This is a genomic window from Candidatus Methylolitoribacter marinus, from assembly GCF_051853155.1.
Lineage (GTDB): Bacteria > Pseudomonadota > Gammaproteobacteria > Burkholderiales > Methylophilaceae > BACL14.
This window is the reverse complement of record NZ_CP124221.1, coordinates 178516-201718: the sequence shown is the minus strand read 5'-3', so window position 1 is coordinate 201718 and position 23203 is coordinate 178516. Positions and strand designations below refer to the sequence as shown.

Genomic DNA, 23203 nt, shown 5'->3' with positions numbered 1-23203 from the left:
GTTATTTTATTTTATTGTAAATTTCTTTCACTGCATTTTTGTGTCTTAAAGACTTCATTTTTTTAGACATTTTCATACAATCATTTAATGAAATTTTATTAAGCATTCTCTCTAGTTTTAAATCAATTTCATCTTGTTTGCATATTAAAGCGCCCCCTTTATCAACACAGTATTCTGCATTTTTTTGCTGATGGTTATCAATTGCAAATGGGAATGGGATAAAAATAGCAGGTAAGCCAACTTGTTCTAGTTCAGCAACCGTCATTGCACCAGATCTAGCAATAACCAAGTCAGCCCATTTGTAGTATTTTTCAATGTTATCAATAAATTCTATGACATTTATTTTTTTATCATAGAGTTTTTCTATGGTTGATTTATTTCCTTTACCACATTGATGTATAACATCATATTTATTTAACTTATTTAAAATAATTGGTATTTTTTCATTGATAACTTGAGCACCCAAACTTCCGCCTAAGATTAAGATATTAATTTTATTTTTATCCTGACTGATTGTTTTTTTAATATTAGCTATCTTTTCTCTAATAGGATTTCCACATACATTAACGAATTGATTATTTTTCAATGGAAAAGCAGAAAAAATTTTTTCTGCAAATGGTGCTAGTAATTTATTGCTGGTTCCCATAATCGTATTCTGTTCATGGATGAATAATTTTTTTCTCATCAATTTAGCAGCGAAACCAACCGGGAGAGAAATATAGCCGCCAAAGACAAGCACTCTAGATATTTTGTATTTTTGAATTAACCACATTACTTTGATCAGACATAATGCAAATTTAAAAGGATAGCTAATTAATGAGATAAGCTTCTTTCCGCGGAACCCGCCAATAGCAAGAGAAATATAAAACATCTTTTTTTTATTAATAATTCTATTTTCCATGCCATTTGGAGTGCCAGCCCAAAATATATTAAATTTTTTATTGATTAATTTATCAGCAACTGCCATTGCAGGCATGATATGACCGCCAGTGCCGGCAGCAGCAAGAAGAATCGATGTTGTATCAGTTTTTTTTGGCTTTGATTTTATTTTCATAATCAATTCTCATCAAAATACCACTAGCAATAAATGTTACTAACAATGCGCTTCCTCCATATGAAACAAAAGGCAAAGTAAGTCCCTTAGTTGGGAAAAAACCAACATTTACACCAATATTAATAATTGCTTGTATACCAAACCAGATAGCAATCCCCTGTGCCAAAAGTGCAGAAAAATTATTTCTTAATTGCATGGATATCTTACTTATTCCAAATATTCTTATTATCATCAAAATATACAAGCAAATAATTAAAGTGAAGCCAAATAATCCTAACTCCTCAGAAAGTATAGCTAAAACAAAGTCTGTGTGAGCCTCTGGGAGATATTGTAGTTTTTGAATACTTTCGCCTAAACCAACCCCAAAAAAATCACCGCGCCCAATGGCAATCAATGAATGAGATAACTGCCACCCTTTTCCAAAAAGATCCTCAAAAGGGTCTAAAAATGTAGTAATTCGATCCATTCGATAGGGTGCAATCTTTAATAAAGCATACATTCCTACTGGAACTGAAAGTGTGAGACCAAGTATTAATTTTATTGATATCCCCCCAAGGAATAAAATCCCTAAAGATATACACACAACCACAACTAATGCGCCAAAATCTGGTTGGTTGATTAACAATGTTCCAACGATTGCAATCGCTAGAGAGATGGGTAGAAAACCTTTTGTAAATGTTCCAATTTGCCTAGATTTTCTTAAGACATAATCTGCAGCATAAATGATGGTAAATAATTTTACTATTTCAGATGGTTGAAAATTCATAAAGCCCAAGGGTATCCATCTTTGACTGCCGTTAACTATTTTTCCAATTCCTGGTATGAGAACAGCTATTAACAATATTAACCCCAAGATAAAAAAGGAAGGGGCAAATTTTTGCCAGAAACTGATGGGGATTAGAAATGCAATAAATCCACAAAACACAGATATGATGAGATACACAAAATGCCTGAGCAAATAATAGTAATTTTGATAATTAGATATCTGTTTTAGGGCTGCTACATCAACTGAAGCAGAGTAAACCATGACCAGACCAACTCCAGATAAAATCAAAATTATCCACAATAACAGCGGATCATAATTAGGCTGATTAAAATTATTTCGTAACTGCATTAAAAAATTTTTTTACATAGTTCAACAAATTGATTACCTCTGTCTTGATAATTCATAAACATATCTTGGCTTGCACAGCCTGGTGATAAAAGGATTATTTCATCTTTTTTAATTATCTGCTTGATTGACAATAAAATATCTTCTAACGAAACAAAACACTTCATATCAAATTTAATTTTTTTATTCGTGAGGTAGTCTTTGATAATCATGGCATCTTTTCCGTATAAATTTAAAGATGTTAGTTTTTCATTAAAAAAATTTTCAATTCCATCTAATGATTGATTCTTTAAATCGCCGCCGAAAAGCAAATGAATTTTTCCATTTACAGAATTTAATGCCGAAATTGAAGAAGCAAGATTTGTAGCTTTTGAATCATTAATAAAAATATAATTTTTATTAATCGAAATATATTCAAAACGATGAGGGATTCCTTTTTGATTTTTGAAAAATCTTCTAATCTTTTCAAATGGAATGTTGCAATTCATAATTTCTAGAAGTTTCAACAAATACAAAATATTCTTCACATTATGAATGCCTTTCAAATATGGGGTGTCAATCCTAAAAATTTTATTTTGATTTTTAAATATAAAAAAATTAGTATTGATTTCTTCGATGTGAAAATCTTTTAAGTCTATAGATATAGCATTTGAATGTTCATTAACTATTGCAGTTTTTTTATCATACAAAATAGTCTTAGAATGATTGGCTAACTTTAACTTGGAGTTTTTATAATCTATGAAGGAATTATATCTATCTAAATGATCTGGCTCTATGTTAAGAATAACACCGTAATCAAAAATTGTCTCCTTATCTAAAACCTCAATCTGATAACTGGATAATTCAACAACGATATAATCGTATTCATTTGGAGTGATTAATAAATTTAAAATTGGTACTCCGATATTGCCTACTGCTATAGATTTTAAATCATTGAATGACAAGATCGATGTAAGCAATGAGCAAAATGTAGTTTTTCCATTTGTACCAGTTATGCCAATTATTTTAGTTTTTTTCCTATCAATTTGATTTAAGAAAAAAGTATCATTACGAACAGGTGTATTACTTTTAATACACTTTTGAATAAATGATTTTCTTAAATCTACCCCTGGACTTACGAAACACTGCTCGATAATTGAAAAGTCAGTAATCTCATTTTCATTTTCACTGTATTCAATATTGTTTTTTTTAAAGAGACTTTTTTGATCTTCTGAAAATTTTTTATTATCTATTACCAATAACTTATGATTTTTTTTTATCAAATAAGAAACGATAGATTGGCCAGTTATGCCAAAACCATAAACAATCGTTTTTTTTTGAGAATTCATTAGCGAATTTTTAAACTAGCTAATCCAATTAAAACGAGCACCATAGTAATAATCCAAAACCTTATTACTACTTGGTTCTCATTCCATCCTTTTTTTTCAAAATGATGATGAACAGGTGCCATTAAAAATATTCTTTTGCCAGTTCCATATTTATTCTTTGTATATCTAAAATAGAGAACCTGGCTTGCTACGGAAAGTGTTTCCATAACAAAAACACCACCCATAATAAATAATACTAATTCTTGTTTTACCATAATTGCAATTGCTCCAAGAACAGCACCTAATGACAATGAACCGATATCACCCATAAAAACTTCTGCAGGATAAGCGTTAAACCATAGAAATCCTAACCCTGCACCAGCAATAGCTGCACAAAAAATAGTGATTTCTCCAGTTCCGCTAAGGAAAGGTAATTGAAGGTAGTTTGCAAAAATTTGATTACCAGTAACGTATGCAAAAAGACCTAGCGCTGAAGCTATCATAACCGTAGGCATGATTGCTAGTCCATCTAACCCATCTGTTAAATTAACTGCATTACTACTTCCCACAATAACAAGGTAAGATAAAACAATAAATCCAATAGTACCGATATATAAATAGGTAGACTTAATGTATGGTATTAGTAAATTCATATCCCCTAAATTATTGTTATGATTTAGAAGAAAATAAATCGCAATAAGTGCAATGACTGATTGAGACAAATATTTAACTCCTGCCGACAAGCCTTCAGAGTTTTTTTCTTTTATTTTTTTTAGATCATCTAAGAAGCCAATGAATCCAAATCCTATCAAGATAAAGAGCAATTGCCATAAATATGAATTTTTTAAATCTCCCCACAAAAGAACTGATGCAACTATAGATATTATAATTAGTAAACCTCCCATTGTTGGAGTGCCGGTCTTTTTTTGATGATCTGGACCATATTGTCTTACATATTGAGAAAGGCTGTATTCACCCATAATTTTTATAAATAAAGATCCAAAAAATAGAGAAAACCCAAGTGCAGTAATAATGGCTAAAACAGCTCTAAATGTAATGTAATTAAAAACATTTAAAAAATTAAGATCTAATTGTAAACACCTTAGTAATTCTAATATCATTGGAGCCGCCTTTTTAGTTGAGAAACAATATTTTCAAATGCCATGAATCTTGAAGCTTTTACCAAAATTATTGTATCTGTTTTTATTGCTGAAAGTGCTTTATCTACCAAATCATCATATGTCGAAAAATTAAAAATTGTATTGCTATCATTCTTATTGCTTGCAGCCTTAAATGCGCTACCCATAGTTAAAACAACATCAATATTAGTTTTTAATATTTTTTCAATTATTTGACGATGATACTTATCACTTAATTCACCTAATTCACCCATATCCCCGATGATTAATATCTTAGTCTTTTCTGATTGATTTATATAATCAATTGCAGATAGTAATGAAGATGGATTTGAATTATAACTATCATCGATTAACTCAACATTTTCTTTGAGAATATATTTTTTAAATCTACCATTTGTAGATTCAAGGTTACCAAAATATTTTTCTAATTCTTTAAAATCTATTCCCATATTTAACAAAGCAGCGCATGCAATAGCAAAGTTTTGAAGATTATGTTGTCCAGTTAATTGGAATTTGATCCTGATTGATTCAGATTTATAAGCCAATTCAATGTCATTAGGCTTAATGTATTTGAATCTTAATGCATCTAAATCATCATTGTTATTTGAAATACAGAATGTTTTTCCAGGAGACTGATTCAAGATCTGAAAATATTCGTCATGTTTATTTATAATTTTTAATTCATTTGTTTTTAAGAAATGAAAGATATGTTTTTTTTCTTCTGCAATTTTTTCTTTTGAGCCAAAATTGCCTATATGTGCATCACCGATATTCGTAATGATTGAAATATTTGGACGAATAATATCAGCTAAATGAATAATCTCGCCAGGATGGTTTGTTCCTATCTCAAATACAGCAAATTTCTCAACACCTTGAGATTGCAAAATAGATAATGGCAATCCAATTTCATTATTGTAATTCCCTTTAGTTGACAAAACAGCTTCATCATAAAACTTGTTTTTTAAAAAGTGGACAATTAAATCTTTAGTGGTTGTTTTCCCATTGCTGCCTGTGATAGCCACTTTTGTTAAGGATAATTTTTTAAGAATTAGTTTAGATAATTCAATTAAAAATTTTTTACCTGATTTAACAATTGCATATCCTACATTGGATTCTTGTTCTCTATTTGTAATGAAAAATAATGGCTTTTGTTTTATTACATCAGCAATAAAATTATTTCCATCAAATCTATCTCCCTCTAAAGCCAAGAAAATTTCATTTTTTTTAAATGTCCGCGAGTCTATATTGATATTCGATGAATCAAACATCAAATCATCGTCAAGATTGTTGGTTTTAATTAAAAGATGCTTTATATCTCTTATGGATAATTTCATAATTAATTTGTGTCCATCACTACTTTTTTATCAGAAAAATCAATTTTTTTATTTTTAATAATTTGATATTTTTCATGACCCTTTCCAGCAATGACAACAATTGGATAGTTGTTTTTTTTGATGGCATATTCAATTGCCTTTTTTCGATCTAAGATAACTTTTTTTAAACATGAAATACTTTCACTGATTTGATCTGCAATTAGTTTTGGATTCTCATTTCTAGGATTATCATTCGTGATGCAAACAAAATCAGCATAATTATTTGCTACATTTCCCATTAATTTTCTTTTACCCTTATCTCGATCTCCACCACAGCCAAATACAAGAATTATTTTTCCTTGATAAATTTTTCTTATTGCTTGAAGAAGATTTTTCAATCCATCTGGAGTGTGGGCATAATCAATAATTACTTTTTTTGGTATGTTATTAATATTTTTATTAATTACGTTCATGCGGCCATCAGGAAGGGGAAGCCTCTTAATGACTTCAATAACTTTATTTATGTCTATTTTTTTTAAATAACAAATACAAATAGCACTTATTAAATTATATAAATTAAACTCTCCCATTATATTAGTTTTAAAGGTATGAATTTTATTAGCTATTTGTAAACTAAATTCAGAATAATTATTATTCAAAGATTGCTGCTTCATATTAATAATTCTTACGTTAGCTTCTTTGCTAAATCCAAATGTAAAAATTTTTTTGTTAAGTTTGATTAAATTCTTTGCCAATCTCATGCCATAAGAATTATCAATATTAATTACCGACTCTTTTTTTACGTTTTCTAAAAAAAACTTTTCTTTAGACAGAAAATAATTATTCATTGTTTTGTGATAGTCCAAATGATCCCTGCTTAGATTAGTAAAAATTCCATATTCAAAATTTAGCTCATGAAGTCTCCCTTGATCTACGCCATGCGAAGAAACCTCTATAACAAAATTTTGAATATTTTTTTGTATTCCTTTGTTAAAAAGACTATACAAAACAAAAAGGTCAGGAGTGGTATTGATTATGACTTTTTCTCTAGAGATAGTACCCATCAATTTTGATGTTTTTTCAAGTTTACCTAATAGATGATTTAACCAAAAAGCGGTCGATGTTTTTCCATTTGTCCCAGTTACGCCATATAGTTTAATGTGCCTATTTAAATTACCATACACTTTATCCAAAATCTTTTTTTGTTTTCTTGCAAGATTAAGAACCCCTAAGAATTTTATTTTTGGATATTTTTTTATAAAGGGGGTGGCATCAAAATTAGCCTCCTCATACATAATTAATGAGGCTCCATTACTAATAGCATGATCTATAAATTCACGGCCATCAGTAATTTTTCCAGGATAAGCACAAAATGCATACCCTTTTTTGACATTTATACTATTATTTGTGATTTTTTGGGGGGTAATACGTAAAGATTTATAATTTTGCATCACCAGTTTGTGGCTTGACCATGTTATTCATAAGATTTTCATTTAACTCTTTATCATAAGGCACATCGAAGAGTTTAAGTGCATCTTTCATTATATCTTTAAAAACTGGTGCAGCTACTGTGCCTCCGTAATAACTATCTTTTGATGGATCATCAATCATCACCGCTAATATAAATTTTGGATTATTACTAGGGGCTATGCCTACAAAAGATGCAACATATTGATTTACATATTGGCCGTTTATTACTTTTTTTGCTGTTCCTGTTTTTCCTGCAACGGTATAGCCTGGAATTTTAGCTTTTCCACCTGTGCCGCCATCTTCTTCAACAACAGATTGCATAAATGATCTCATTTTTTTTGCCACGTTTTGTGAAATTACTTTTTCTCCAACTTTTATTTCTTCACTGGTATAAAGTTTTGGTTTTAAAACAACACCATCATTAGCAAAAATAGTATAGGCTTGAGTGAGCTGAAGAAGATTTACACTTACCCCATATCCATAAGGCATTCTTGAGTGATCGATATCTCTCCAAGATGTATATGTCCTTAATTTACCAGTTACTTCTCCTGGAATCTGGCTATGAATCTTTTTGCCAAACCCTAATTTATCATAAGCTCCCCAAAGTTCTTTAGGTGATAATCTAGTCCCAATAATTGCAGCTCCAACATTTGAAGAAGTTTTTATTACATCTTTAATTGTTAATTCATTTTCTGGATGATCATCTCTAATATAAGTCTGACCAACTTTTAATAATCCATTATTTGTATTGATAATTTCATTTATTCCTACTTTTTTCTTTTCGAGCGCATATGCTACTGAGATTGGTTTTAAAGTCGAACCAGGCTCAAAAGTATCGGTAACTGACCTATTTCTCATTGCATCTAGGTTTGTCACTGAGGCGTTAGGATTATATGAAGGGTAATTTGTCATTACCAGAATATCTCCATTTTTTGCATCAATTAAAACAGCAGAACCAGATTTAGCTTCATATCTCTCAATATATTTTTTTAAAGATTCATAAGCAGTATGTTGAAGCCTGCTGTCTATTGTTGTAAAAACATCAGAACCATTCTTTGGTAACTTAAAATCATGTAAATCATCTATTATTCTTCTACCGCCATCTATTACAACTTTTTTGTGCCCCTTCTCTCCGGTTAATATAGAATCCCACTGTTTCTCTAATCCCTCATGTCCAATACCATCAAGATTAGTTTTCCCAACAATATGAGCTGCTGATTCCCTGTTTGGATAAAAACGCCGATATTGTTTATCAAGATTTAAACCTGCTATTTTAAGTTCTGATATTTTTTTGGCTGATTCCGGCGAAACACTCCTTTTAATATATATAAACCCTTTATTTTTATTTTTAATTTTTTGTCGTAGGTTTTTTTCATTAATTTTGAAGATTGTTGCAATATCACGTATGTTCTCGTTGGTAATGTTATTAGATATTGACAATCCGATATCATAAGTAGGGCTACTTACTGCTAATAATTTATTATTCCGATCATAAATCTTTCCCCTGTATGAATGAAGAATTTCATTTCGAACACTAAACCCATCACCCTTGTTTTGTAAGAAATCTTTTTTTATTTGTTGCAGATAAAGTGCTCTAGAAAATAACATTAAAAACAACAACAACAATAGAGAAAGGACAACTCGCCGTCTATTTTTTGATAATTCAAAAATATCACTCTGGTGGCTAAATTTTTTCATTTATTTTCCAATTGAATGATGTTTTCAGAATTAGCTTCAATCATATTTAATTTATTTTTAGCAAATTCTTCAATTCGTTTACTTCCTGATTGATCTGTATTTTCAAGCTCAAGCTTAGTCTGCTCTTCTTTTAACTCAATTTCTCTTTTTTGTTCCGAGTCTAATTGAGAGAAATTTGTTCGATACAAGTGCTCTGAATTAACTTTTAACAATGCAAAGATAATAAGAATTACAAATAACAAAAAATTTAATTTGATCATTTCTTTTCTACCCCCCTTAACCTCGCACTTCTGGAACGGGGATTGACCTCTATCTCTTTAGGTGAAGCAACAAAATTACAAATAACATTTGCTTTAGTTTCCTCGTGATGATCTTTGTTACGGATTGGGATAAATTTTGGAATCGTGTCAGGAGGTAATTTTGTAATTTCTTTGAAAAAATTTTTAACTATGCGATCTTCTAAGGAGTGAAACGTCAAAGCTAGAAGTCTTCCTTGTGGTTTTAACGCATCAAATAAAAATGGGAGTGCGTCTGATAATTCATTCAATTCTTGATTTACTTCAATTCGTAAGGCCTGAAAAACTTTCGTAGCTGGATGTTTTCTTGAATTATTATATGGCACAGCTTTTTTCACTATATCTGCTAACTCTAAAGTTGAAGTAATATTTTTTTCGTCTCTAATCTTGCAAATACTTGAAGCTATTCTTCTAGCAAACTTTTCTTCACCATAATTTCTAAAAATTTTTATTAAATCTGATTCGTCATATTTATTTACAATTTCATTTGCATCTAATGTCTGTGATTGATCCATTCTCATATCAAGAGGACCGTTATGCATAAAACTAAAGCCTCTTGCAGCATCATCTAACTGGGGTGATGAGACACCTAGGTCCATGAACACCCCATCAAGACTTTTTTTTTTAAAGATTTTGCAAAATTTAATATTGATGAATGATGAATTTCAAAACGCTCATCATGAATTAATTTGGCTGAATTGATTGCCTCATGATCTTTATCAATAGCAATTAATTGGCCATTTTGTTCCAAATTGTCTAATATGATTTTGGAATGGCCACCACGTCCAAAGGTGCAATCCAAATATGTTCCATCTTTATTAGTGATTAAATGTTCGTTTACCTCATATGGCATTATTGGAAGATGCATAAAATTTCTCATAAAGAAAATCCTTCAAGCTCATGAAAGTTTTCAAGATTTAAATTTTTCACTGTGCTGTTAATTTTTTTTGACCAAGTGCTCTTGTCCCATATTTCAAAATGAGACCCTTGTCCTAACATGATTATTTCTTGTTGGATTCCTGCAAATTCTCTTAAAGAGGCTGATAGTAGAATTCTACCTGCTTTGTCTGGATCAACTTCATCCGCATATCCAACCAAAAGTCTTTGAAGTGTACTAATTTTTGGATCAAAACTTGACAGAGACATTAATTTTTTTTCTATTGGCGTCCAACTGAGAAGGTTGTATAACACTAAACATTTATCTGGATGGGCGGTAAGAATAAGTGAAGAATTTTGCTCAAAGAGTTTATCCCGAAATTTTTTCGGTACTGCTAATCTAAATTTGTCATCCAAAGCAACAATGCTTGAACCTCTGAACATCTAAAATCCCCTATTGAGCGAGGGGAATGTGAAATAGTTAACAACCCTTAGTAATGTTAATTATTTCCCATTTTTTACCACTTTTTCCCCTCATACACACTATAGGCAAAAAAAAAGCGCTTTGCAAGCGCTTTTTTTAATAAAGTCAATAAGTTAGCCTATAAGCCGGGTTCTGTATTTGTGCAGTCATTCATCTTGAACAATGATTACTCATTATCTCTAGCGGCCTACCCGATAACAGCACGAGCCATACTATCGTTATCCTATTTGGCCTTGCTCCTGGTGGAGGTTACCGCGTTTCACCGTAACTAAATACGCTCGTCTCTGTGGCCCTATTCCTCATTTTACAATGGTTGGCTGTTAGCCAACACCATGCTCTTTGGAGCCCGGACTTTCCTCTATAAATAGCGACTGCCCGGCTAACTTAGAAATATTATAACTCCTTTGCTATAGACCATGAAATCTTTTGATTAGCCATAAATGGAATAATTTCTTGATCGCCAACAGCATATGATGACTGAACTTCAAATATCTCTTTTTTAAATGTAATTTGTTTATCTGTTTTTGCTAATCTATAGAAATGAGAGCTATTATTCACGCAAAAATCCTCAAATTTTTCTAATGCGCCAGCTTTATCAAATGCATCTAAATAGATAACCAATGCCGTTGATGCAGAAAAAATACCTGCGCAACCACATGAACTTTGTTTTTGATTTTTATAATGTGGTGCGCTGTCTGTTCCTAAAAAAAACTTTCTATTTCCTGAAAATGCTGCTTCAGCGATTGCTTTTCTATGAATTTCTCTTTTCACTACAGGCAAACAGTAATGATGAGGATTTAACCCTCCAGACAATAAATCATTCCTATTTAAAACCATATGCTGAGGTGTAATAGTTGCTGCAACCAAATCAGCAGAATCTTTCACAAAATCAACAGCATCCTTTGTGGAAATATGTTCAAAGATTACTCTCAATTCTGGAAAATTTTGAGTAATTAACATCAATTCATTGATGAATAATTTTTCTCTATCAAATATATCTGTTTCTGGATTATTTACTTCCCCATGAACCAATAATGGTAAATCATACTTTTCCATCCATTCAAAAATCTTGTAACAATCTTGAATATTGCTCACACCATTGGAAGAATTTGTTGTCACTCCAGCGGGGTAAAGCTTTACACCAATAATCCTGGAATCTGATGCGCCTTCGCTGATATCAATTTCCTTAATATCTCCTGTTAAATACATTGTTACTAGAGGTTTAAAATGAGAATGATTAGATACAGTTTGAATTTGTTCATAATACTTTAAAGCTTTTTTATATGTTGTGACTGGATCTATCAGATTAGGCATAGCTACAGCATAATGAAAATGTTCTGCCGTAGCATTTACTGCAAAATCTAACAAATTACCTTCCCTAAAATGAACATGCATATCATTTGGAAGTTTGATTGTAATTAATTCATTCATTTTTTAGCTCAATACCTATATTATAAATTTTTTTCTTATTGCCATTATAAAACTCTGAGACAATTGCAGCAGCTTTCTTTAACGGCAACTCTTTCATCAATACTTTTAAGAGTGCAATTTCCTCATTTGAGATTGATTTCTCTTTTATTTTGTTTGGGATAACTATAATAACAAATTCACCCTTTAATTCTTGAGGGGAATCCTTAAAGTAACTTAATAAATCTTCTGCTGATTCAGAATAAAAGCTCTCAAATAATTTTGTCATCTCCCTCGCTATAAACAATTTTGTTGATGGTGATATAAAATTAACAATATTCTCTAAAAAACTTAAAACTCTTTTTGGTGATTCATAGAATATTGTTGGTTTTTGTTGTTGATTTATTAGATGTAAAGTTTCTTCGATGGCATTTAATTTAGTTGGTAAAAATCCTATGAAGTTAAATCTTCCATCATCTATTCCTGATACAGAAAATGCTGAAGTTATAGCAGAGGGTCCAGGTATTGGCTCTATTTTAATATTTAAAGAACGAGCTTGATTCACCAAAAACATTCCCGGGTCACTAACACATGGGGTTCCAGCATCAGTCACATAAGCTATAGCTTCACCCTCTGAAGTAGCTTCTTCAATAATTTTTAGTGCAGCAGCCTTTTCGTTATGTTGATGGATTGAGTAAATCTTTTTATTTTGAATACCTAAATGATTCAATAATTTTTTTGTTACTCTTGTATCCTCACAGGCTATAATTTGACAAAATTTAAGAGTTTCAATTGCCCTTAAAGTGATGTCTTTTAAGTTGCCAATTGGAGTAGCAACAATATATAGTGTAGTTGACATTTTTTTACCTTGTTATAATAACTCTAGTATACAATTTAAAAATATTAAATTTCTTTATTGAAAAATGCCTATTAAATTTATATCAATATTACTTATACTCTTTACTTTATCTGCCTGTGCACCAACTGCTGTCTTGACAGTTCCTTCTTCGATAGCAGACAGAAGAACAACTGGAGTACAAGTAGAAGATCAGGCAATTGAATTCAAAGCAACATATGAGTTTCAACAAATTAAGGGCAACTTTAAAGCAAGTGCGACAAGTTACAATCAAAATGTTTTACTAACAGGGGAGTCTGAATCTCAGGAGCTAAAAGATAAGGTTGAATCTTCAGTTGCAAAAATAAAGGGCGTCAAGGGAATATATAACGAAATTTTAGTAACCAAACCTCTTCCGTTAAAAGAGAAAGTAAAATCAAAGACCAAAGACTATGGGATCACGACCAATGTCATTGCAAGACTTGTTAAAGAAGAAACTAAGTCCAATCTCTCACCAGTTCATGTCAAAGTAGTCACTGAGAGACAAATTGTTCACCTTATGGGAATTCTTTCTTCCGAGGAAGCAGAAGAAGCTGAAAAAATTGCAAAAACTAGTAAAGGGGTTGTAAAAGTTAAAACTTATTTTGAAATTGACAATCAATACAAAAAAAATTGATTTATTTCATAAATGTTTCTATAATAATCAGACAATTCAGTTTTTCCATAATTCGTCACTAATTTAACATCCAAATATAAAAAATCATGAGTAATAATATAATAAACGTAACAGATTCGAATTTTGAACAAGAAGTCCTAAGTTCCGAAATACCGGTTTTGCTTGACTATTGGGCTGAGTGGTGTGGTCCATGCAAAATGATAGCTCCCATTTTGAACGACATTGCTGATGAGTACTCAGGTAAAATTAAAATTGCTAAGCTAAATATTGATGAAAATCCTGGCACTCCAGCTAAATTTGGCGTTCGCGGAATACCCACTTTAATGATTTTCAAATCCGGATCCATCGAAGCAACCAAAGTAGGAGCTATGTCTAAATCTCAACTTTCTGCATTTATTGATTCAACAATTTAATTATGCAAATCTCTGATCTCAAACACTTACCAGTAACAAACCTTATTGACCTAGCAAATGAAAGTAATGTTGATAATGCTGGTCGAATGCGAAAACAAGACCTTATCTTTGCAATTTTAAAAAATAAAGCTAAAAATGGTGAGACATTATATGGTCAAGGAACTCTTGAAGTTCTGCCAGATGGATTTGGTTTTCTCAGATCAGCCGATACATCATACCTTGCTGGACCGGATGATATTTACGTCTCTCCATCTCAAATAAGAAGATTTAACCTTCATACTGGTGATACGGTTGCAGGAGAAATAAGAACTCCTAAAGATAGTGAAAGATATTTTGCATTAGTTAAGGTTGAAAAGGTTAATGAAGAGCCGCCAGAAAATACAAAGAATAAAATCCTCTTTGAAAATCTTACCCCTTTATTTCCCACTGAGAGGCTCAACCTTGAAAGAGATATATCGAGCGAAGAAAATATTACAGGCAGAATAATTGATATGATTGCTCCTATTGGAAAAGGGCAAAGGGGCTTAATAGTTGCAAGCCCAAAAAGTGGTAAAACAGTTATGATGCAAAATATTGCTCATGCAATTACTGCAAATCATCCTGAAACCGAACTTATTGTCTTGCTAATTGATGAAAGACCAGAAGAAGTTACAGAGATGAGTCGATCAGTCAAGGGTGAGGTGGTTGCCTCAACATTTGATGAACCAGCAACACGCCATGTACAAGTTGCTGAAATGGTTATTGAAAAAGCAAAAAGGATGGTAGAACATAAAAAAGATGTTGTTATCTTGCTTGACTCTATTACAAGATTAGCCAGAGCCTACAATACTGTTATTCCATCATCAGGAAAGGTGTTAACTGGTGGTGTGGATGCAAATGCATTGCATAAGCCGAAAAGATTCTTTGGTGCAGCCAGAAATACAGAGGAAAGTGGCTCATTAACTATCCTTGCTACAGCTCTTATTGACACAGGTTCGAAAATGGATGATGTCATTTATGAAGAATTTAAGGGTACTGGTAATATGGAGATTCATCTTGATAGAAGAATGGCAGAAAAACGTCTATATCCAGCTATTAACGTAAATAAATCTGGTACCAGACGTGAAGAGTTATTGATCAGTCAAGAAGTGCTGCAAAAGATTTGGATTTTAAGAAAACTGCTTTATCCAATGGATGATATTGAAGCTATGGAATTCCTCATGGATAAAATTAAATCAACAAAGACAAATGATAATTTTTTCGATAGTATGAGACGGGGATAATCTTGCTTTTTTAGCAAATTAATATGATAATACGCAACTTAATTTATATTTAAACCGATTATTATGAAAAAAGACACACATCCGAAATATCCTGAAATAAATGTTACTTGCAGCTGTGGTAATACCTTCACAACAAAGTCAACAGCAGGTAAAGATTTAAATATTGAAGTTTGTTCTCAATGTCATCCTTTTTACACAGGTAAACAAAAAATTGTTGATACTGCAGGACGAGTTGAGAAATTTAAACAAAAATATGGAATGTAATTTTCTATCTATTTAAAAAATAGGCAGCAAAGCTGCCTTTTTTTTTGTATATTACTTTTATGAAATACTTTTTAGATCATGATTGGCAAGGAAATATGCAAACCCCAAAGAAAAAAGTTGGGGAAAAAGCCAAAATCAATTTTCTAATCATTTTTGCCACAATATACTTAGTTTTTGGGCTTTTTACTCATAGCCCATGGAGGCCGCTAGAAACTAATTCCTTTAGTATTTTTGCTAATATTTTTTTCAATGGTGACATTTTAGCCCCTCATCTTGCTAGCATTAATAGTTTTGATCATGGTCATATTTATGAAATTCTTGGCGCAATCTTTGCAAAAATTATTTTTTTTCTAGAGCCTCACAATGCTGCACGTCTAGCTAATATTCTCTGGCTAGCATTAACCATGATAAGCATTGGTCTAACCAATCGAGAATTAAGAGGCTTTGGTTATGGTAGACAAAGTAATATCATTTTTCTGTCATCAGTTGGGCTTTTTTTTACACTACATACTTTTACACATGAAATAGCCATCTTAACTGCAGCAAGCTTATGCTTATATTCATTTTCCCTTTCACACCGAAGACCTTTTCGAGCCTCTATTTTATTAGGTATTTCTATAATAATTGGCTTACTTTCAAAAGGATTAATGTATTTAATCCCAATAATTGGAATCACTGCCACACTAGCAATACTGCCTAACTGGAATTATAGGCGAACTATTATTTTTGCTGGCTTGGGTTTGTTATCAAGTCTTCTTTTTATAGGTGTCTGGATATTTCTTCTATCCTTATATCATCCTAATAGTTTAGAAAAATTTTTATTTCCCTTGATAAGTTTTTCAACTGAAAATATTAAATACTACTTTGTAAACTTGCTATGGTTTGCATGGCCAGCAGTACCATTGTTTATTGTCACATTATTTAATGAATTTTCCACTTTTCTTAAATACAAAAGAACAAACTTGCCTCTAGTTTTTCTTGCTTGGTTTTTCTTACTTTTAATATGCGAAAGTCAAATTAGTCAGGTCAAGTTGGTGATTTTATTGCCTGCCATAGCGATCATAGCAAGCTCATCCATTGACTCTCTTCAAAGGGGAGCATCTGGAGCATTAAACTGGTTTGGTATTCTTATTTTTTCTGCAATTACATTAATACTCTGGATTGGTTGGTTTGCATTAAATTTTGGTATTCCCTATAAAATTCATGAAAGAATGGTTTACCTTTCCGGAAACCTTACGCCAGAATTAAACTTTTTTCATATTTTTTTGGCTTTAATTTTTCTTATAGTTTGGATTACATCGCTTTGGAAAAATAATCTTACTAATCGATCCTCTGTTACTAATTGGGCTTTGGGAATTACTCTTGCATGGGTTACAACTACTTTATTATGGTTTCCAATGATAGAAAATCGAAAAGATTATGGTCAAATATTCAAACAAATAAATGCTATTAATATCCCATATAATCAGTGCATGATAGCGAATGATTTGAATAACAGTTTTGTAGATTTAATTTTTTACTATACTCAAATTGATATAAGAAAAAATGATAAAAATTGTAAATATATAATATTCCACAAAGACATTAGATCGATATCAAGTGATCCTGAATTTAAAAGTCGTATTTTGTGGGAAGGTAAAATGCCAAATGACAAAAAGACATTTTATATAATGAAAAACTAAATTAGTTTTATCGCATCCAAAACTAATTGGTGGATGTTATCTATATCTCCCTGTTCAGCTATTTCTTTTAGTTTAACTCTCATTTTTGGGGACCAAAATTTCTTAAGGTGTCCAGAAACACCCTCAATCGCCTCCGCTTGATCCGGATAAGCTTGAAAAAAACTGGCAATTTGATTTGCCATATTAACTATATGTTGATCATTCATGGCGAATATTTTACTCGATTATTCTATTCTTGTGACTATATACAACGAATCTTTTATCTCTTGCAAAACCAATCACTGAGAGATCATGTTGTAAAGCTAAATTTACAGCCATCGATGTAGGTGCAGAAATCGCAATCAAAATTGGTATGTCTGTAACCAAAACTTTTTGAACCATCTCATAACTTGCACGGCTAGAGCATACAATAAAAGAGCCATCTAAATTATCAATTAATTTTCTTCCAATCAATTTATCCAATGCATTATGACGGCCAACATCTTCTTTAATACTTTGAAGATTTCCATCTGCATCAAATAATGCGGCAGCATGAATGGAGCCTGTTTTCACTTGTCCTTTTTGACTAGATTTAAAAGCATCTAAACTCGCATTAATGTGCTTAGTTGTAATCAAAAAATTTTTCTTTTTAGGATAATTTAACTTTAGTCTATTGCTGAAATATTCAAGGCTCTCGATACCGCAAATACCGCATCCTGTTTTTCCAGATAAGTTTCTTTTTAAATATTTTAATTTTTGAAATGGCTCTTGCGCAATTTCCACCTCAACATCTATACCATGATCATTTTTTGATATTTCAATATCAAATACATCATCAATTGAAGAAATTATTCCCTCAGTAAATGAGAAACCAATAACAAAATCCTCTAAATCCATTGGGGTGGCCATCATAACAACATGACTAATGCCATTAAAACTTATTGCTACTGGAAATTCGTTTGATAAAAAATCGATTCTATTTTGTTGAAGATTATCTGAGTCAGAAACTTTATATTCAGAATATAGGTTCTGTTGATTCAAAAGTTACACTTTTTCCTTTTTGGATTCTACAAAAGAAATTTGTTCTTCACTAAAGGATTTGTATTTCTCTTGCCATGACGACAGCTGGGAAACTTTTGTTAATTGAACAGCAGTGACCTTAAATTCTGGACAATTCGTTGCCCAATCTGAGTTATCAGTTGTGATTACATTGGCTCCAGAAAAAGGATGATGAAAAGTGGTATAAACCACTCCTGGCTGCACACGCTCTGTCACTTTACATCTCAGGACAGTTTCACCGGCCCGGCTTGTAATCCCTACCCAATCCCCTTCATTAATGCCTCTTTCTTCCGCATCATGTGGGTGAACTTCTATTAAATCTTCAGAATGCCATTTACTATTATTTGTTCTTCTGGTTTGAGCACCAACATTGTACTGAGATAGGATTCTTCCGGTGGTAAGAATTAAAGGGAAGCGCTTATTCACTTTTTCTGTTGTCGGGATATATTCGGTTATAAAGAATTTACCTTTACCACGAACAAACTCATTAACGTGCATCGTAGGTGTTCCATCTGGATGATCATCGTTACAAGGCCATTGAATACTACCTTGTTGATCTAATTTTTTAAATGAAACATTGGTGAATGTTGGGGTAATTTTTGCAATTTCATCTAGAATTTCAGAGGCGTGGTTATAGTTCATTGAATAACCAAGAGCATTGGATAACATTTGAGTCACTTCCCAATCCTCATAACCATTTTTCGGAGTCATAACTCTTCTTACAGGTGATATTCTTCGCTCTGCGTTTGTAAATGTTCCACTTTTTTCTAAAAAGGATGATCCTGGCAAGAAAACATGTGCATACATTGCTGTTTCGTTTAAGAAAAGGTCTTGAACGATCACGCACTCCATTGATTCTAATGCATGGGTAACGTGTTGTGTATTTGGATCAGACTGAGCAATATCTTCACCTTGGCAATATAAAGCTTTAAAAGAACCATCGATGGCTGAATCAAGCATATTTGGAATTCTTAAACCAGGTTCAGACTGAAGTGGTACTCCCCATGTTTTCTCAAGCATCTCTCTTGTTTCAGAGTCAGAAACATGTCGATACCCCGGAAACTCATGCGGAAAGGACCCCATGTCGCATGACCCCTGAACGTTGTTTTGACCCCTTAAAGGATTTACTCCAACGCCTTCACGACCAATATTTCCTGTTGCCATTGCTAAATTGGCAATACCCATTACCATGGTGGAACCCTGACTATGCTCTGTAACACCAAGTCCATAATAGATTGAACCATTATTTTCTGTTGCAAATAGTCTGGCTGCTTGTCTCACAGACTCGGCTGGAACCCCTGTCTCCAAATGTAAAGCTTCTGGAGAGTTTTTTTCAAGACTCACAAAATCAGCCCATTTTTTAAATGAATCTGTTTCACATCGAGCATTAACAAAATCTTGTTTAACAAGATTTTCTGTTACTACGACGTGTGCGATTGCATTAATAATGGCAACATTAGTTCCCGGTTTAAGTTTTAAATGATAATCAGCGCGAATGTGTGGTGACTTATTGACAAGATCAATCTCTCTGGGGTCAACAACAATCAACTTCGCGCCTTGTCGAAGTCTTTTCTTCATTTGTGATCCAAAAACTGGGTGTCCATCTGTTGGATTGGCACCAATTACCATTATCACATCTGATTTCATCACGGAATCAAAATTCTGCGTTCCAGCTGACTCCCCAAGTGTTTGCTTTAACCCATAACCTGTTGGTGAATGGCAAACTCGTGCGCAAGTATCAATATTGTTATTTCCAAAACCAGCTCGAACTAATTTTTGAACCAGGAATGTTTCCTCATTTGTACATCTTGAGGAGTTGATAGCGCCTACAGAGTCAGTACCATATTTTTTTTGAATTCTTTTTATTTCACTTGCTGCATAGTTAATGGCTTCATCCCAGGTCACTTCTTGCCATGGATCATGAATACTTTTTCTAATCATTGGAGATGTAATTCTATCTTTGTGCGTGGTGTATCCCCATGCAAATCGACCTTTAACACATGAGTGGCCATGATTAGCTCCCCCATTTTTGTTAGGGGTCATTCTCACTAATTCTTCACCTTTCATTTCCGCATTAAATGAGCATCCCACACCACAGTATGCGCAAGTTGTGGTTACTGACTTTTCTGGAACTCCAGATTTAATCACAGAATTTTCCATTAAAGTTGCAGTTGGGCATGCCTGAACACAGGCTCCACAAGAAACACATTCAGAATCAAAGAAATTTCTGTTACCGGCAGAAACTTTTGATTCAAAACCACGACTATCAATGGTTAAAGCAAATGTTCCTTGAGTTTCTTCACAAGCCCTAACACATCTGGAGCAAACAATACACTTGGATGGATCAAAGGTAAAATATGGATTAGATTCATCTTTTTCAGCGCTAAGGTGGTTTTCTCCTTCATAGCCATAACGTACCTCTCTTAAACCAACCGCACCAGCCATGTCTTGTAATTCACAATCACCATTAGTGGAGCAAGTAAGGCAGTCTAGTGGATGATCAGAAATATAAAGCTCCATCACACCTTTTCTAATATCCGCAAGTTTTGGGGTTTGTGTCGATACAACCATACCTTCGTCAACTGGGGTGGTACATGACGCTGGATAGCCACGACGACCTTCAATCTCAACCAAGCATAAGCGACAAGAACCAAATGGCTCTAAAGAGTCTGTGGCACAAAGTTTTGGGATGCTGGAACCGAGGTCAGATGCAGCCCGCATGATTGAAGTTCCTTGCGGTACAGAGATCTTTTGACCATCAATAGTTAACGTCACCATTGTGGCGCTATCTTTTTTTGGTGTCCCGTAATCTCTTGTATCATCCATAGTTATAACCTTTTATTTAATAACCTTATTTTATGTTTTCAATGGCTTAGATTCAACCCCAAAATCATTAGGGAAATACTTCAGTGCACTCATGACCGGGAAGGGCGTCATCCCCCCCATGGCACAGAGGGAGCCATTGACCATGGTATCGCATAAATTTTCTAACAATGCCACATTTTTTGGCTGCTCATCTTTCGCTACAATCTTATCTATTACTTCCATCCCACGGGTTGAACCAATCCTACATGGAGTACATTTACCACATGATTCAATTGCACAAAACTCAAATGAATATCTTGCCATTTCAGCCATATTAACATCTTCATCAAATACGACGATGCCTCCATGACCAACAACTGCATTTAATTTTGAATATGCTTCATAATCTAGCTCAATATCAAAATTTTCTTCAGATATAAATGCTCCAAGCGGCCCACCAACTTGAACAGCTTTTATTTTCTTTCCCGTTGCTGATCCTCCGCCAAAATCATACAACAGCTCCCTTAACGAGATACCAAAAGCCTTTTCGATTAAACCTGTTTGTTTTAGATTTCCAGCTAGCTGAATTGGCAATGTTCCTTTTGATCTTCCAACACCGAAGTCTGCATAGTATTGTGCGCCTTTGGATAGAATAATTGGGATGGTAGCTAGTGAAATCACATTGTTAACAACTGTTGGCTTCCCAAATAAACCTTCAATAGCTGGCAGAGGTGGTTTATATCTTACCAAACCCCGTTTACCTTCTAAACTTTCAAGTAGTGAGGTTTCTTCACCGCAAATATAAGCTCCTGCTGCTCGCCTTACTTCCAGAGTAAAATTTTTATTCGAATTTAATATATTTTTTCCAAGGTAGTTATTTTCTTCGGCAATCTTAATAGCTTTATTTAATACATCTAGTGCATGTGGATATTCAGATCTTAAATAGATATAACCATGATCTGCATTAACGGCTAATCCTGCAATTATCATTCCTTCGATTAAAAGAAAGGGGTCATTTTCCATGATCATTCGATCAGAAAAAGTTCCGGAGTCTCCTTCATCAGCATTGCAGACAATATATTTTTGGGACGACTGGGTGTCTAAAACTGTTTGCCATTTAATTCCGGTTGGAAAAGCTGCACCGCCTCTTCCTCGTAGCCCTGAATCCTTAACTTCATCAACAATTTTTTGTGGTTCAAAGTTAACCGCTTTTTTTAAACCCACAAAACCCTCATGATCCAAATAATCCTTTAAAGAAATAGGGTCTGTAATGCCTACTCTAGCAAACGTTAGTCTTTCCTGATTTTTTAACCAAGCAATCTCATCGGTCTTGCCAAGATATTTATCATGTTGACCGCCCTCATAAAACTTAGAGTCAAAAAGGCTTTTAACATCTTCTTCAATGATTGGTCCATAGGCTATACGATTACCTTTGTGGACCACTTCCACCAAAGGTTCTAACCAAAATAAACCTCTTGAGCCATTTCTGATGAGCTCAATTTCTAGCTTTCTTTTTTGAGCTTCCGATTCAATTGCAATTGCTATTTCATTTGCTCCAAGCGACTGAGCTGTAGAATCTATAGGGACATAAATTTTTATAGTCATTATTCAATATCCTTGATCAATTTATCAATTTTATCTTTATCCACCCTACCGTACACATCATCATTAATCATAATCGATGGAGAGCATGCACAGTTTCCCAAACAATATACTGGTTCTAAACTAAATTTTTGATCTTCTGTCATTTCGTGATAATCAATCCCTAATTTATCTTTTAAATAATTTTCGATTGATTTAGAATTCATGGCCTGACATGACTCTGCACGACAGATCTGTATAAGATTTTTACCTGTCTTTTTAGTTCGAAAATGATGATAAAAACTAACAAATCCATGAATTTCTGCCACAGACATACTCATCTCTTGTGAAATTAGAGGATAACTTTCCTCTGGAATATAGCCAAGATCATCCTGAATGGCATGCATTAGTGGGAGCAACCCGCCGGGTAATGATTTATATTTTTCAATATGTTGTTGTATTTTATTTTTATCCATTGGTTAAAATTGGTTG

The 23203-nt window shown here is 33.0% G+C and carries 21 protein-coding genes, 1 other RNA gene and 1 pseudogene; 5 read left to right on the top strand and 18 right to left on the bottom strand.

The annotated features are described in order from the left end of the window. Position 1: 1 nt before the first annotated feature. The 13 genes and pseudogenes from murG to rsmI all read right to left on the bottom strand — a co-directional run bounded on the left by murG (position 2) and on the right by rsmI (position 13014). Positions 2-1054 (bottom strand): undecaprenyldiphospho-muramoylpentapeptide beta-N-acetylglucosaminyltransferase, encoded by a 1053-nt coding sequence (gene murG, locus QFA95_RS01025; RefSeq protein ID WP_486462992.1) that lies wholly within the window; start codon positions 1052-1054, stop codon positions 2-4. Beyond that, on the bottom strand, positions 1023-2168 hold the full coding sequence (gene ftsW / locus QFA95_RS01020) for a putative lipid II flippase FtsW (RefSeq protein ID WP_486462991.1): 1146 nt from the start codon (positions 2166-2168) through the stop codon (positions 1023-1025). The genes murG and ftsW overlap by 32 nt, the downstream gene beginning before the upstream one ends. Beyond that, a complete protein-coding gene (gene murD, locus QFA95_RS01015) occupies positions 2168-3493 on the bottom strand; it encodes a UDP-N-acetylmuramoyl-L-alanine--D-glutamate ligase (protein ID WP_486462990.1) in 1326 nt (441 codons plus the stop codon). The genes ftsW and murD overlap by 1 nt, the downstream gene beginning before the upstream one ends. Next, the gene (gene mraY, locus QFA95_RS01010) at positions 3493-4593 is read right to left on the bottom strand and encodes a phospho-N-acetylmuramoyl-pentapeptide-transferase (protein ID WP_486462989.1); all 1101 of its coding nucleotides are present in this window, start codon (positions 4591-4593) and stop codon (positions 3493-3495) included. The genes murD and mraY overlap by 1 nt, the downstream gene beginning before the upstream one ends. Then, positions 4590-5945 carry a UDP-N-acetylmuramoyl-tripeptide--D-alanyl-D-alanine ligase gene (locus QFA95_RS01005; RefSeq protein WP_486462988.1) on the bottom strand — a complete coding sequence of 452 codons (1356 nt, stop codon included), beginning with the start codon at positions 5943-5945 and terminating at the stop codon, positions 4590-4592. Before QFA95_RS01005 ends, mraY begins: the two co-directional genes overlap by 4 nt. A gap of 2 nt (positions 5946-5947) precedes the next feature. Further along, the gene (locus QFA95_RS01000; RefSeq protein ID WP_486462987.1) at positions 5948-7375 is read right to left on the bottom strand and encodes a UDP-N-acetylmuramoyl-L-alanyl-D-glutamate--2,6-diaminopimelate ligase; all 1428 of its coding nucleotides are present in this window, start codon (positions 7373-7375) and stop codon (positions 5948-5950) included. Continuing rightward, positions 7362-9092: a peptidoglycan D,D-transpeptidase FtsI family protein gene (locus tag QFA95_RS00995; protein WP_486462986.1), complete on the bottom strand. Its 1731-nt coding sequence runs from the start codon at positions 9090-9092 to the stop codon at positions 7362-7364. Before QFA95_RS00995 ends, QFA95_RS01000 begins: the two co-directional genes overlap by 14 nt. Then, entirely contained in the window at positions 9089-9352 is a 264-nt protein-coding gene (gene ftsL / locus QFA95_RS00990; RefSeq protein WP_486462985.1) for a cell division protein FtsL, read from the bottom strand. The genes QFA95_RS00995 and ftsL overlap by 4 nt, the downstream gene beginning before the upstream one ends. After that, a pseudogene (gene rsmH / locus QFA95_RS00985) lies at positions 9349-10241 on the bottom strand (16S rRNA (cytosine(1402)-N(4))-methyltransferase RsmH). Before rsmH ends, ftsL begins: the two are co-directional and overlap by 4 nt. Before the next feature lie 23 nt (positions 10242-10264). Continuing rightward, the gene (gene mraZ / locus QFA95_RS00980; protein WP_486462984.1) at positions 10265-10708 is read right to left on the bottom strand and encodes a division/cell wall cluster transcriptional repressor MraZ; all 444 of its coding nucleotides are present in this window, start codon (positions 10706-10708) and stop codon (positions 10265-10267) included. A 145-nt stretch (positions 10709-10853) separates the two neighbouring features. Continuing rightward, positions 10854-11135: RNase P RNA component class A (gene rnpB, locus QFA95_RS00975), an RNA gene on the bottom strand. A gap of 6 nt (positions 11136-11141) precedes the next feature. Further along, positions 11142-12179: a dihydroorotase gene (gene pyrC / locus QFA95_RS00970; protein WP_486462983.1), complete on the bottom strand. Its 1038-nt coding sequence runs from the start codon at positions 12177-12179 to the stop codon at positions 11142-11144. Further along, positions 12172-13014, bottom strand: coding sequence for a 16S rRNA (cytidine(1402)-2'-O)-methyltransferase (gene rsmI, locus QFA95_RS00965; protein WP_486462982.1), 843 nt, complete (start codon positions 13012-13014; stop codon positions 12172-12174). Before rsmI ends, pyrC begins: the two co-directional genes overlap by 8 nt. 64 nt (positions 13015-13078) lie before the next feature. Between rsmI and QFA95_RS00960 the strand changes: the two genes are divergently transcribed. The 5 genes from QFA95_RS00960 (at position 13079) to QFA95_RS00940 (ending at position 17287) form a co-directional block, all read left to right on the top strand. After that, positions 13079-13666, top strand: a complete 588-nt coding sequence (locus QFA95_RS00960) for a BON domain-containing protein (RefSeq protein WP_486462981.1) — start codon at positions 13079-13081, stop codon at positions 13664-13666. Positions 13667-13752: 86 nt separating this feature from the next. Beyond that, positions 13753-14079, top strand: coding sequence for a thioredoxin TrxA (gene trxA, locus QFA95_RS00955; protein WP_486462980.1), 327 nt, complete (start codon positions 13753-13755; stop codon positions 14077-14079). Positions 14080-14081: 2 nt separating this feature from the next. After that, a complete protein-coding gene (gene rho, locus QFA95_RS00950; RefSeq protein ID WP_486462979.1) occupies positions 14082-15341 on the top strand; it encodes a transcription termination factor Rho in 1260 nt (419 codons plus the stop codon). Positions 15342-15404: 63 nt separating this feature from the next. Further along, the gene (gene rpmE / locus QFA95_RS00945; RefSeq protein ID WP_048357429.1) at positions 15405-15605 is read left to right on the top strand and encodes a 50S ribosomal protein L31; all 201 of its coding nucleotides are present in this window, start codon (positions 15405-15407) and stop codon (positions 15603-15605) included. A 59-nt stretch (positions 15606-15664) separates the two neighbouring features. Continuing rightward, positions 15665-17287: an ArnT family glycosyltransferase gene (locus tag QFA95_RS00940; protein WP_486462978.1), complete on the top strand. Its 1623-nt coding sequence runs from the start codon at positions 15665-15667 to the stop codon at positions 17285-17287. Here the strand turns inward: QFA95_RS00940 and QFA95_RS00935 are convergent. From QFA95_RS00935 to QFA95_RS00915, 5 genes are read right to left on the bottom strand one after another with little or no spacing between them, the layout of a single operon-like run. Then, the gene (locus QFA95_RS00935) at positions 17284-17493 is read right to left on the bottom strand and encodes a formate dehydrogenase subunit delta (protein WP_486462977.1); all 210 of its coding nucleotides are present in this window, start codon (positions 17491-17493) and stop codon (positions 17284-17286) included. The genes QFA95_RS00940 and QFA95_RS00935 overlap by 4 nt on opposite strands. 10 nt (positions 17494-17503) lie before the next feature. Beyond that, a complete protein-coding gene (gene fdhD, locus QFA95_RS00930) occupies positions 17504-18307 on the bottom strand; it encodes a formate dehydrogenase accessory sulfurtransferase FdhD (protein ID WP_486462976.1) in 804 nt (267 codons plus the stop codon). 3 nt (positions 18308-18310) lie between these two features. Next, a complete protein-coding gene (fdhF, locus tag QFA95_RS00925; protein WP_486462975.1) occupies positions 18311-21151 on the bottom strand; it encodes a formate dehydrogenase subunit alpha in 2841 nt (946 codons plus the stop codon). Positions 21152-21181: 30 nt separating this feature from the next. After that, the gene (locus QFA95_RS00920) at positions 21182-22735 is read right to left on the bottom strand and encodes a formate dehydrogenase beta subunit (RefSeq protein ID WP_486462974.1); all 1554 of its coding nucleotides are present in this window, start codon (positions 22733-22735) and stop codon (positions 21182-21184) included. After that, a complete protein-coding gene (locus QFA95_RS00915) occupies positions 22735-23187 on the bottom strand; it encodes a formate dehydrogenase subunit gamma (protein ID WP_486462973.1) in 453 nt (150 codons plus the stop codon). The genes QFA95_RS00920 and QFA95_RS00915 overlap by 1 nt, the downstream gene beginning before the upstream one ends. Positions 23188-23203: the final 16 nt, after the last annotated feature.